Source organism: Sorangium sp. So ce1153 (assembly GCF_051521595.1).
In the GTDB taxonomy this organism is placed as follows: Bacteria; Myxococcota_A; Polyangia; order Polyangiales; family Polyangiaceae; genus Sorangium.
The window spans coordinates 10,901,379-10,913,834 of sequence record NZ_CP150361.1 but is presented as its reverse complement, the minus strand read 5'-3'; the positions used below and the strand labels follow the sequence as shown (position 1 = coordinate 10,913,834).

The window sequence follows — 12,456 nt, the reverse complement described above, 5'->3', positions numbered from 1 at the left end:
GTTCTTCGGCTCTGTTCGACCCAGCTTCATGCTTCGCTTCAGCTTGTCACCAGCTTCCGCTTGAGCTTGTTCGCCGCTTTCCGCGCTTCACCTCTTGAGCTTGCTCCTACGATTCCTGTCCGCGCTTCCTCCTTTGCTTCTTCTTGATCTTTCGCTTTGACTGGCTTCTTGGACTGTCTTAGGCTTCCGCTTCGTCTTCGCTTCCTCTTCATTCTTTCTTCATCGCGCTTCTCATTCTCATAGCCATCGCTTTCCTGACTTTCCTGTCTTCACCTTTGTGACCGCGGGCCTCTTCGGGTACCGCCGGCGGAGCCCTCCTCCCCCGGCGCTCCTGTGCGGCCCCGGTGGGTCCGCTCCAGCGGGCTCCAGGCCGGCGGGCTCTCCCGACCGGCCTTTCTTTTTTTCTCTTGCGCGCACCGCTGCATGAGCGCGTCCGCCCTTCGCGGCCCGCGTCGGGAGCGCCCCTATCCGGGCGGCCGCCGCGTGGCGGCGCCGGCCAGGCGCAGGTGGATCCGCTCGACCTCGCCGCGGGAGTACAGTAACGACCAGCGGGTCATAGGGAACCCGTGTCCTCCTCGCCGTCCTGGACCGTCGTCGAGGGGTCATGGTCGCTGGAGAGCAGGACATGATGCAGCGTCGCGGTGGGCCTGGGCAACGCGTTGACCTCACGAACTGCGCCGTGGAGCCCATCCACATCCCCGGCAGGATCCAGCCGCACGGGGCGCTGCTCGCCCTCTCCCCCGGCGATCTCGTCATCCGGCACGCCAGCCGCAATGTCGGCGCCCTGCTCGGGAGCGGGCCGGAGGGGCTCGTCGGGCGCTCGCTGCTCGATGTCGTCGCGCCGGCGGCGGGCGGAGATCTCGAATCCATCCTCCGGTCGCCGGACCCATCGGCGATGAACCCGCTCAAGGTGAGCCCGAGGACGGGCGGCGCGCCGGCGTGGTTCGACGCGATCGCGCACCGGGCGGGAGATCGGCTGATCGTGGAGCTCGAGCCGGCGGGCACGCCGGGCGACACGTCGTTCTCGAGCGTGTACCGCGTGATCCACACGGCGATCGAGCGGATCCAGTCGGCAGGGGGCCTGTTCGACGCGTGCGAGGTGACGGCCGAGGAGATCAGGCGCCTCACCGGGTACGACCGGGTGATGATCTACAGGTTCGACAGCGACTGGAACGGAGAGGTCATCGCCGAGGCCAGGGAGGCGGATATCGAGCCTTACCTCGGCCTGCGCTACCCGGCCTCCGACATCCCTCCGCAGGCGCGGGAGCTCTATCTCCGGAACTGGCTCCGTATCATCCCGGACGTCGGATATCAGCCGTCGGACATCGTCCCGCAGCCGGAGGCGCCCATCGACCTGAGCTTCTCCGTGCTGCGGAGCGTCTCGCCGATGCACATCCAGTACCTCAAGAACATGGGCGTCGGCGCCTCGATGAGCGTCTCGCTCATCCGCGAGGGCGTCCTCTGGGGGCTCATCGCCTGCCACCACCGCGCGGCGAGGCCGCTGTCGTTCGAGATCCGGCAGGGCTGCGAGCTCTGCGGCAGGTTCCTGTCGATCCAGCTCGCGGCCAAGGAGAAGCTCGAGGACAGGGGGCGGAAGCTGGAGCTCAAGGCCCTGTCCGACGAGGTCGTCGCGACGGTGTCGGGCCGGGAAGACCTCATGGTCGGGCTCGCGGAGAGCGCCGGGGCGCTGATGCAGCTCGCGGACGCGTCGGGCGTCGCCCTCTTCCACGGAGACACGGTGAGCGCGCTCGGGCTCTCGCCCGCGCCCGAGGAGCTCAGGAGCCTGCACGCATGGCTCAGGCGCAACGTCGCGGATGATCCGGTGTTCCACACCGAGAGCCTCGCGAGGATCGAGCCCGCCCTCGCCAGCATCAAGGACGTGGCGAGCGGCGTGCTCTGCATCTCCATCCCCGAGCCGGATCCCTGGTACGTGGTCTGGCTGCGGCCCGAGGTGATCCAGACGGTGAACTGGGGCGGAAACCCCGAGAAGCCGGTCGAGAGCTCGGCCGAGGGCGCGGTGCTCGGCCCCCGGCGCTCGTTCGCCCTCTGGAAGCAGGTCGTCGAGCAGACCGCCATCGCCTGGAAGCCCGCCGAGATCGAGGCGGCCGAGCTGCTCCGGCGCGCGCTCATCGAGCTCGATCTCACGCGGCAGGTGGTCCGGGAGAAGAGCGCGCGCGCCGCGGCCGAGCGCAGCAACGCCGAGCTCGAGCAGTTCGGGTACATCGTGGCGCACGACCTCAAGGAGCCGCTCCGCGGGATCAAGTCGTTCTCGACCTTCGTGATCGAGGACGACGGGGCGGCCCTCTCGTCCGAGTCGCAGCGCAACCTGCGGCGCATCGGCGAGCTCGCCGGGACCACGATGGAGCTCATCAACTCCCTTTACGAGTACTCCCGCGTCGGCAACGTGGACTTCTCCTTCGGAGAGGTCGACATGAACGACGTGCTGGCGGACGTCGAGCGGCGGCTCGCGGGCACGCTGCTGCTGCGCCGCGCCGCGATCCGCGCGCCGCGGCGGCTCCCCAGGGTGGTCTGCGACCGCATCCGCATCGCCGAGGTGCTGGCCAACCTCATCTCGAACGGCATCAAGTACAACGTGAGCCCCGAGCCCTGGGTGGAGGTGGGCTTCGATGAGACCTCCATCCCCACCATCTTCCACGTCAGGGACAACGGCGTGGGCATCCCCCCGGACGAGCGGCACCGGCTCTTCACGATGTTCGAGCGGCTCTCGACCGCGGCGCAGTACGGCGAGGGGACCGGCTCGGGGCTCGCCATCACCCAGCGGATCGTCGAGCGGCACAAGGGGAAGATCTGGGCGGAGTCGCCGCCGGGCGGCGGCACGACGTTCTACTTCACGCTCGCCGAGGCGCCCTTCACGGACGCGTGAGCCCGGGCGAGGCCGCGCGGCGTCGCCCCAGGCTCACGCGGCGCAACGTCAGAGGCGTCAGAGGGCGTCGTCGCCGGGCGCGCGCCTGGGGCTGACGGTGGCGGAGATGATCTTCCAGTCGCCGTCGACCTTCTCCAGCCGGAGCGCCACGGGGAGCTCGTCGCGCCGGACCGGCTGTCCGTGCCGGGCGCCGGTGACCGTCGCGGTGGCGGTCACCTCGGCGGTCATGCCGGCCGGGTCGACCTTGATCTCCGTGTCGTCGAGGCTCACGTCCGCGGTCTGGTAGACGATCGCGGCCTGGGTCGCGGCCGCCGCGAGCTCGTCGCGGCCGCTGAGCCGGTCGCCGATCTCGACGACGCTGGCGCTCGCCTCCTTCGTGAAGATCTCGGCGAACTCCTTGCGAACGCGGCCGTGGCGCACGATCGGGTTCCGCTCGCTGTCGTCGATGCGCACGGCTTCCACGAGCTGGGTGAGGCGATCGCGGATCCGGTCCTCGTCGGAGGGCGAGAACAGCAGCGCCACGACGGCGAGGACGACGCCGACGGCGATGAGCCCGAGCGGGAGCCAGCGCTTCATGCGCGCAGGCCGACGACGGCGAGCGCGCAGACCTTGAGGGCGCTCAGGATGGTCTCGCGCAGCCGCGCGGAGCCGAGCACCTCTTTCCAGAGATAGCCCGCAATGCCCAGCGACTGGGCCCGCGTCAGCATCATCGGGGCCGGCTGGCCCGTGATGAAGATCACCGGGGCTTCCGTGATGCGCTTGAGCTTCTCGAGCAGCTCCAGGCCGTCCATGTCCGGGAGACGGTAATCGAGGATGATGCAATCGGGCGGGCTCTTCCTGCACTCCTCGAGGGCGGCTTTGCCCGTCGCCGCCTCGATCAGCTTGACCTCGACGTCCGCCCAGTCCCTCAGGTAGCGCCCGTAAATGGTGCGATCGATCTCGCTGTCATCGATCAGCAGGATCACAGCTTTGCGGAGCGCCATGGACACAGGTTCCCTTTTCCGGGTGCCTCGCGCAATCGCAATATGGCCGGCGCCTGGCGCGGTGGGGACCTGCCCCGAGGAGCGCCGGGGCAGGTCCTGATGTGCAGGAAGGTCAGCTCCCGACGATCGGATCGAGGCAACGATCGCGCGCGTCGCGCAGCGCGCCGAGCTCGACGTCGAGCACCTTGTCGCCGCCCGCCTCGATCGTGAGGCGGTCGCCGCCGGTCGCGCCGAGCTCGACGCAGGGCACGCCCGCGGCGCTGGCCCGCCGCGCGACCTCCGCCGCGTCCTCGGGTCGGACGCTCACGACGATGCGGCTCGGCGCCTCGCCGAACAGCGCCTCGGCGAGCGCCTCGCGCGCCCCATCGCTCGCGCCTTCCGGCAGCCGCACGCTGGCGCCCACCATCGCCGCCGGGTCGCTGGCGGCGGCGCAGCACTCGCCGAGCGCGATCGCGAGCCCGCCGTCCGAGACGTCGTGCGCGCTCTGCAGGAGCCGCGGCCGCGAGCGCGCGAGCGCGAGGCAGAGCCCCTGGAGCCGCGCCTCGCGATCGAGGTCGAGCGCGGGGCTCGGCCCCTTCACGTCGCCCGTGTGGCGCGCGACGTACTCCGAGCCGCCGAGCGGGCCGCCGCGCGGGTCGCCGAGCAGCAGCACCGTGAGGCCGGCGGCCGGGAACGAGGCCCGCAGCACGTCGCCCGCGTCCGCGACGAGCCCGACCACGGCGACCGTCGGGGTGGGCAGGATCGCGCGGCCGTCGGTCTCGTTGTAGAGCGACACGTTGCCGCTCACGACGGGCACGGAGAGGGCGCGGCACGCCGCGGCCATGCCGTCGATCGCGAGCGCGAACTGCCGCATGATCTCGGGGCGCTCCGGGTTGCCGAAGTTGAGGCAGTCGGTGAGGCCGATCGGCTCCGCGCCCGCGCACACGACGTTGCGGCACGCCTCGGCCACGGCCATCGCCGCGCCCTGGAACGGGTCGAGCTCGCAGAGGCGGCCGTTGCAGTCGCTCGAGAAGGCGAGCAGCTTCTCGAACCGCTGGCCGTCCTTGTCGCAGGGGACGCGCACCACCGCGGCGTCGCTGCCCGCCCGGACCTCGGTGCCGCCCCGCACGATCTGGTCGTACTGCCGCCACACCCAGGCGCGCGAGCCGAGGTTCGGGGAGCCCGCCATCGCCAGGAAGAGCTCGGACCACGAGGGCGGCGCCGGGATGGTGCGCGGGTCGAACGCCCGGCGCGCCGGCAGCGAGGCGTCGTCGCGCTGCGGGCGGTCGTACTTCGGCGCCGCGTCGGTCAGGAAGTCGACGGGGAGGTCGCAGACGACGACCGGTTTGCGGGCGGTGGCGGCGGCGGCGCCGGCGGCCGCGCCGCCGAGCGGGTCGTAGCCGGGCGTGGCGCGCACGACCCAGCGCCCCGTGTCGGTCACCTTGCCGATGATCGCCGCGTCGAGCTCCCACTTCGTGCAGATCTCGATGACGCGCGCCTCGCACCCGGGCTTCGCGACGAGGAGCATCCGCTCCTGCGACTCGCTGAGGAGCATCTCGTAGGGCGTGAGCCGGGCGGCGCGCCGCGGGACGAGGTCGAGGTTGAGGTCGAGGCCGCTGCCGCTCCGGCCCGCCATCTCGACCGACGACGAGGTGAGCCCGGCGGCGCCCATGTCCTGGACGCCGACGAGCAGGTCCTCCGCGAAGATCTCGAGGCACGCCTCGAGCAGGAGCTTCTCCATGAAGGGGTCGCCGACCTGCACGGTGGGCCGCTGGCTCGGGCCGCCCTCGGAGAACTCGTCGGAGGCCATGGTCGCGCCGTGGATGCCGTCGCGCCCCGTCTTGGCGCCGACGTAGAGCACGTTGTTGCCGACGCCGCTCGCGCGCCCGTAGAAGATGCGGTCGGCGCGGACGACGCCGCAGGTGAAGGCGTTGACGAGGATGTTGCCGTCGTAGGCGCGGTCGAAGAAGAGCTCGCCGCCGACGGTCGGCACGCCGATGCAGTTGCCGTAGCCGCCGACGCCAGCGACGACGCCGCGCAGCAGCTGCGGCGTGCGCGGGTGCTCGGGCCGGCCGAAGCGGAGCGAGTCGAGGTTCGCGATGGGGCGCGCGCCCATGGTGAAGACGTCGCGCAGGATGCCGCCGACGCCGGTGGCCGCGCCCTGGTAGGGCTCGATGTACGACGGGTGGTTGTGCGACTCCATCTTGAAGACGGCCGCGAACCCGTCGCCGATGTCGACGACGCCGGCGTTCTCGCCGGGCCCCTGGATGACGCGCGGGCCGGTCGTGGGCAGGCGGGCGAGGTGCACGCGCGAGCTCTTGTACGAGCAGTGCTCGCTCCACATGACGCTGAGCACCCCGAGCTCGGTGAACGTCGGCTGCCGCCCGAGCCGCTCGCGCGCGCGCTCCCACTCGCTCGCCGAGAGCTTGTGCGCCTGCGCCAGCGCGAGGTCGACCGGCGGATCGCCGGGGAAAGAGGAGGGGGAGGTTGCGGGTGTGGCAGCGCTCATCGCGGGCCTAGCTAGCGCAAGGACGCGGGGAGGGGAAACGGGTGAGCGGGGCGCACCCGCTTCGGATACGGGCCCATCTCGACGTTCTCGGTGCTCGGCGTACTGGAGTACGCCTGCGCGCCGAAAACGCCGATCTGGACCCGTCTCCTGTGCGGGTGCGCCCCGCTCTGGCTAGGCGTCTCTCTTGACAAGCAGCGCCGTGAGGTCGTCGATCTGCTTGGCCGAGCCGGCGAAGCGGCGGACCTCGGCGAGGAGGGCGCCGAGGATGTCGGACGTGGGCCGCGCGTGCAGCCGGTGGATGAGGTCGCCGACGCGCTCCTTGCCGAACACCTGGCCGGCGGCGTCCTGGTACTCGTAGAAGCCGTCGGTGAGCAGCACGAGGAGGTCGCCCGGCGCCATCACGAGGGGCGGCGTCGGGGGCAGGTCGAGATCCTTGAACATGCCGAGCGGGACGGTCGACGGGTCGCGCCACACGACCTGGCCCTCGGCCGCCCGGTAGTGGAGCAGCGGCCCCTGCCCGGCCGCGTGGTAGCGGAGCTGGTGCGTGGCCGGGTCGAGGATGCCGAGGAACGCCGTGATGAAGCGGTCGTTCGGCAGGTCCTCGAGGAGCTGCTGGTTGATGTGGTGCATGAGCGCGTCCATGTCGGCCGAGAGGCGCAGGCCGATGCGGAGCATCGCGCGGAACTGCGTCACGCTGAGCGCGGGGCCGATGCCGTGGCCGGCCGCGTCCGCGAGCAGGAGGAGGACCGGCGACGCGTCGACGCGCTCGTCGAGCCGGATGACGTCGTAGATGTCGCCGCCCGTGTCGTCCGCCGGCTTGCTGAACGCCGACAGCGAGTATCCGGGGCAGCGCGGCAGCCGCCGCAGCAGGATGTTCTGCTGGATGTCGCGCGCGATGGTGAGGTCGTGCTCGAGCTTGAGCTTGACCATCCGCTCCTCGAGCAGGAGCGTGCGCTGCACGGCGACCGCCGCCTGCGCGGCGAGCAGCTCGGCCACGTCCCGCTCGTCCGGGCCGAAGTGGCCCACGACCGAATTCAGCATCTGCAGCACGCCGACGAGCTTGTCGTCGAGCCCGATGAGCGGCACCGTGATCAGGGATTTCGTGTGATATCCCGTCCGGCGGTCGATCTCCGGGTTGAAGCGCGGGTCGGCATAACAATCGTCGACGAGGATGGTCTGGCGCCTGCGCGCGCACTCCCCGGCGATGCCCTTGTCGATGCTGACGCGGATCTGCGTCTCGCCCGTGGCCACACGCGAGTAAAGCTCTTTGGCCTCCTCGTCGTAGAGGAAGACGCTCCCGCGGTCCGCGCCGATCACCTCCCGCCCCGTCTTGATGATGAGCTCGAGCAGCTCCGTGAGATCGCAGGGCGCCGCGAGCTTGCGCGACACGTCCAGGATCAGGATGAGCGACGACGCATCGATCAGGGAGGGAGTGCCCACGCGCATGCGGCCGGAGAGTTTGGGCTACGCGGAAATAGGGGTCAAGACATGGTCTCGCCCGGGATGTCCGCGGCGAACTTCTCACCCCGCGCGCATCGCGTCGATCCCGCCATCGGGCGGGCGTTCTTCATCGTTCCGGCTCGCTCCGGCGCCGGGCGCGGCGTCGGGGCTGCGGCGCTGGGCGCGGCGTCGGGGCTGCGGCGCTGGGCGCGGCGTCGGGGCTGCGGCGCTGGGCGCGCCGTCGAGGATGCGGCGCTGGGCGCGCCGTCAGGCGGGCGTCCTTCGCCGCGGCGCTCTCTCGCTGCGGCGCGCGCCGGCGCCTTTTCGGAGCGCCGGCGGCCGAGAGCGCCCCGGCGACGCGGCGAGATCGCCATCGACGCGGGCGGCGTCGCGGGTGGGCAGGGCCGCGGAGGTCGGCGCTACCACCTTGGCCCTACCTGTCCTAGAACACGCGACGCACACTCCCTTGAAAGCGAGCTCTTCGATGATCCGCCTCCGCCTCGCCGCCCTCGCCCTGCCCGTCGCCCTGGCCACGGCGGCCTGCGACGCGCCGCCCGCTCCCGCGGGCGCGGCGCCCGACGCCTCGGCCGCGACCTCCGCCGCGTCGCCGGAGCCGCCTGCCTCGTCCGCCGCGCCGCCGGTGACGCCGCCGGCGAGCGCCCCCGCGGCGCCGGAGGACGCGGGCGCGCTGGCCGCCGCGGACGCGGGCGGCGCGACGGCAGGGCGCGACGCGGGGGCGCTCGCCGCCAACGACGCGGGGCAGCAGCCGCCGAAGGACGCGGGCGGCGCGACGGCGGCGCTCGACGCGGGCGGCGCGGGCGCGACGGGCGGCGGGAGCGCGTCGACCGGCGCGCCGGCGGCGCCCGCGACGGGCGCGACCGGCGCGGGCGCGACGCCCCCGGTGCCGCCCGCGGAGGCAGGCTCCGCAGAGGCGATCGCGGCGGAGGTCGACACGATCTTCGTGGGCAAGAAGACGTACTTCGCCCGCTTCAAGCAGGAGCACACGCAGAAGATCTCCGGCGCCGTGAAGAAGCAGAGCGGCACGATCTCGGTCGAGAAGCCGGACAAGATCTCGTTTCGCTACGATCCGCCGAGCCAGAACCGCATCGTCTCCGACGGCGTGTCGCTCAAGGTGTACGTCGCCGAGGACCGGCAGATGTTCGTGACGCCCGTGCAGAACTCGGAGTATCCGGGCGCCCTCTCGTTCCTCATGGGCCACGGCCTGCGGCCGTCGTTCACGTTCACCTTCAACGAGAAGGCGAAGTTCGAGGGGGGCCCCGTGCTCGTGGGCAAGCCGCGGGCGCCGACTCCTCACTACGACCTCGTGATGTTCTATATCGACAAGGCCCTCCTCGCGAAGAAGGACCCGGGCGTCGTGCGCCGCGTCCTCATCGTCGACGCGCAGGGCAACCGGAACCGGTTCGACTTCGAGAACGCGTCGCAGCCCGCGTCGATCGAGCCCGCGGAGTTCCAGTTCACGGCGCCGCCCGGCACCGACGTCAAGCAGAATTGATGATCCCGCGACTCGCGCTCTCGGAGCTCTTCCCCGACTTCCACCCGGAGTGGATCCTCGCCGAGGACGAGGATCTCATCGTGGTCGACAAGCCCGCTGGCCTGTCGACGCACGCGCCGGAGGCGGACCGGATCGACGACGTGGTGACGCGCCTCCGCGCCTTCCTGCGCGGCCGGGGCGACGCTGACGACTACCTCGGGATCCACCAGCGGCTCGACCGCGACACCTCGGGCGTGCTGCTGTTCACGCGGCGCCGCGAGGCGAACGCCGCCCTCGCGCGCCAGTTCGAGGGGCGCACCGTGCAGAAGACGTACGTCGCCGCGGTGTCCGGCTTCGGCGATCGCGCGCCGCGCGGCACGCTGCGGCACCGGCTCGTCCCGGCGCCCGGCGGCGCGATGCGCGCCATCGCGGAGGCCGGCGCGGGGCGAGAGGATCGGGGCAGGGGGCGAGAGGATCGGGGCAGGGGGCGAGAGGATCGGGGCAGGGGGCGAGAGGATCGGGGCAGGGGGCGAGAGGATCGGGGCAGGGAGCGAGAGGATCGGGGCGCGGGCGGCGCGCTGGCGATCACGCACTACCGGCTGCTCGAGCGTCGCGGCGACCGCGCGTTGCTCGAGCTCCGGCCCGAGACCGGCCGCACCCACCAGCTCCGGGTGCAGCTCGCCGCGATCGGCCTCCCCATCGCCGGCGATCCGCTCTACGGCGGCGTCGAGGCCCCACGCCTGCTCCTGCACGCCGCCGAGCTCCGCCTCGAGCACCCGGCCACCGGCGCGCCGGCGGCGTTCCGATCGCAGCTGCCGGCCGCCTTCGAGGCGTGGCTCGCGGCCGCGCCGGCGGATCCGTACGCGGGCGGCGTCGCGGCCGTCGAGCGCGCGATGCGGGAGGCCGCCGAGCGGCGCTACGGCGTCGCGCGCGCGGGCGACACGACGGCGCTCCGGCTCGTCCACGGCGCGGGCGACGGGCTCCCCTTCGTCTCGGTGGACCTCTACGGCGAGCACCTCGTCGTGGCGCTGTTCGGCGCAGGCGAGGGCGAGCCGGGCGCGCCGCCGCGGGACGTCGTGCTCGACGCGGCCCACCGGCTCGGGGCGCGGGGCGTCTACGTCAAGGTGCGCCCGAAGCACGCGAGCGTCATCGTCGACGCGCGGCGCGAGGAGTTCGCGCCGCGGCACGCCGTGAGGGGCGAGAGCGCCCCGGACGACTTCACGGTGATCGAGCACGGCCTGCCGTTCAAGGTGCGGCTCGGCGACGGGCTCTCGACGGGCATCTTCCTCGACCAGCGCGAGAACCGGCGGCGGGTGCGCGAGCTCTCCCGGGGCGCGCGGGTGCTGAACCTCTTCGCCTACACGGGCGGCTTCTCCGTCGCGGCGGTGGCGGGCGGCGCGCGCGCGAGCGTCACGGTGGACGTCTCCCGGGGCGCGATCGCCTGGGCGCGCGACAACCTCGACGCTGTCGGCGCGGACCCGGCGGCGCACGTCGTCGTCGAGGCCGACGTGTTCCCGTGGCTGAAGGCGGCCGCTCAGGCCGGCGAGCGGTTCGACCTGATCGTGCTCGATCCGCCGAGCTTCGCGACGACGAAGAAGAGCCGCTTCAGCGCGGCGAGCGACTTCGGCCCGCTCGCCGCGCTCGCGTTCCGCCTGCTCGCCCCGGGCGGCAGGCTGCTCGCCTGCACCAACCACCGCGGCATCGCGCGCGCGAAGTTCCGGCGCCATTTGCACGAGGCCGCGCGTGAAGCAGGATGCGACGTCGTGCAGATGAAAGACCTCCCCGATCCCATGGATTTCCCGAGCGAGCCAGGCGCGGAGTCCCACCTGAAGAGCGTCCTCGCCAGCGTGGGCACGGCGGCCGCGGCGGCGGCGAAGGACGCGCCGGCGGCGAAGGGCGCGGCGGCGGCGAAGGGCGCGGCGGCGGCGAAGGGCGCGGCGGCCGTGAGGACGCCGAAGGGCGCGCCGGCCGCGGCGGCGAAGGGCGCGGCGGCCGCGAGGACGCCGAAGGGCGCGCCGGCCGCGGCGGCGAAGGGCGCGGCGGCGGCAAAGGGCGCGCTGGCCGCGAGGACCTCGAAGGGCGCGCCGGCCGCGAGGTCCGCGAAGCCTGGAGGCGCGCGCAGGGGGCCTGCCACGCCGGCGCGGTCGTCCCGCCGAGGTGCCCGATGAGCCAGCGCCGTGTGCTCATCACGATCCGGTCGTACGCGTACCTGGAGCCTGCTTTCCTGGCCGCGGGCGATTTCGAGCCCGGCCTGGTCGAGCGCAAGAGCTTTCCGGACGGCGAGCGCTACCTGCGCGTCGCGGTCGACTGCTGGGGGCGCGACGTGGTCCTGCTCGGCGGCGCCCCTCAGGACCTCGACTGGCTGGAGATCTACGACCTCGGCTGCGCCATCTCGCGCGCCGGCGCCCGGTCGCTCTCCATCGTGATGCCGTATTTCGGATACGCGACCATGGAGCGGGCCGTGAAGCCGGGCGAGGTGGTGACGGCGAAGACGCGGGCGCGGCTCATCTCGGCGATCCCGGCGTGCGACGCGGGCACGCGCATCTTCCTCTTCGATCTGCACACCGACGGCATCGAGTTCTATTTCAGCGACTCGCACGTGACGCGCCATCTCTACGGCGCGCCGCTCATCACGCAGGCGGTGCGCGAGCTGATGGGCGACCGGCCCTACGTGCTCGCGGCGACGGACGCCGGCCGCGCCAAGTGGGTGCAGAGCCTCGCCCGCGGCCTCGGCGTCGAGCCGGCGTTCGTCTACAAGGAGCGGCGGGGGGACGGCGTCGGCGTGACCGGCATCAACGCCGATGTCTCCGGCCGCGAGGTCGTCATCTACGACGACATGGTCCGCACCGGCTCATCGCTCGTCCAGGCGGGGCGCGCCTACCTCGCCGCCGGGGCGTCGAAGGTCCACGCCGTCACCAGCCACCTCGTCCTGCCGGGCGACTCGCTCGAGAAGATCAGGAAGGCCGGCGTGTTCACGACGCTGCTCGGCACCGACTCGCACCCGGGAAGCCAGCAGCTCGCCGACACGCCCGGAGCCCTGCACTCGGTGGCGCCGCTGCTGGTGCGCGCGCTCGAGCGGGAGACATAGAGCACCTCCGCGAGGGCGTTTCCAGTGTCGCATCAATGAGGCTCGTCCATGGGTCCGCTCGGGACGCCGGCGACGCCTCGC

8 protein-coding genes are annotated in these 12,456 nt (G+C 72.4%); 4 read left to right on the top strand and 4 right to left on the bottom strand.

Annotation, left to right across the window (positions count from 1 at the left end; all coding sequences use genetic code 11):
* The first annotated feature begins 679 nt into the window (after positions 1 to 679).
* Positions 680 to 2,884: an ATP-binding protein gene (locus WME85_RS39455; protein WP_437828613.1), complete on the top strand. Its 2,205-nt coding sequence runs from the start codon at positions 680 to 682 to the stop codon at positions 2,882 to 2,884.
* A gap of 57 nt (positions 2,885 to 2,941) precedes the next feature.
* On the opposite strand, the gene WME85_RS39450 is transcribed toward WME85_RS39455, so the two are convergent.
* The 4 genes from WME85_RS39450 to WME85_RS39435 all read right to left on the bottom strand — a co-directional run bounded on the left by WME85_RS39450 (position 2,942) and on the right by WME85_RS39435 (position 7,801).
* Complete coding sequence (locus WME85_RS39450) at positions 2,942 to 3,460, bottom strand: nuclear transport factor 2 family protein (protein ID WP_437304192.1); 519 nt, start codon at positions 3,458 to 3,460, stop codon at positions 2,942 to 2,944.
* Entirely contained in the window at positions 3,457 to 3,867 is a 411-nt protein-coding gene (locus tag WME85_RS39445; protein WP_437828611.1) for a response regulator, read from the bottom strand. The genes WME85_RS39450 and WME85_RS39445 overlap by 4 nt, the downstream gene beginning before the upstream one ends.
* Before the next feature lie 112 nt (positions 3,868 to 3,979).
* Positions 3,980 to 6,355, bottom strand: a complete 2,376-nt coding sequence (purL, locus tag WME85_RS39440; protein ID WP_437828608.1) for a phosphoribosylformylglycinamidine synthase subunit PurL — start codon at positions 6,353 to 6,355, stop codon at positions 3,980 to 3,982.
* A 171-nt stretch (positions 6,356 to 6,526) separates the two neighbouring features.
* The gene (locus WME85_RS39435; protein WP_437828605.1) at positions 6,527 to 7,801 is read right to left on the bottom strand and encodes a SpoIIE family protein phosphatase; all 1,275 of its coding nucleotides are present in this window, start codon (positions 7,799 to 7,801) and stop codon (positions 6,527 to 6,529) included.
* 478 nt (positions 7,802 to 8,279) lie between these two features.
* Here WME85_RS39435 and WME85_RS39430 point away from each other — a divergent pair, with 478 nt between their 5' ends.
* Genes WME85_RS39430 through prs form a run of 3 tightly spaced genes read left to right on the top strand, consistent with a single transcriptional unit; the run spans position 8,280 to position 12,375 of the window.
* Complete coding sequence (locus WME85_RS39430) at positions 8,280 to 9,308, top strand: LolA family protein (RefSeq protein ID WP_437828602.1); 1,029 nt, start codon at positions 8,280 to 8,282, stop codon at positions 9,306 to 9,308.
* Complete coding sequence (locus WME85_RS39425; protein ID WP_437828599.1) at positions 9,308 to 11,455, top strand: class I SAM-dependent methyltransferase; 2,148 nt, start codon at positions 9,308 to 9,310, stop codon at positions 11,453 to 11,455. The genes WME85_RS39430 and WME85_RS39425 overlap by 1 nt, the downstream gene beginning before the upstream one ends.
* Positions 11,452 to 12,375, top strand: a complete 924-nt coding sequence (gene prs / locus WME85_RS39420) for a ribose-phosphate diphosphokinase (protein ID WP_437828596.1) — start codon at positions 11,452 to 11,454, stop codon at positions 12,373 to 12,375. Before WME85_RS39425 ends, prs begins: the two co-directional genes overlap by 4 nt.
* The last annotated feature ends 81 nt before the right edge of the window (positions 12,376 to 12,456 follow it).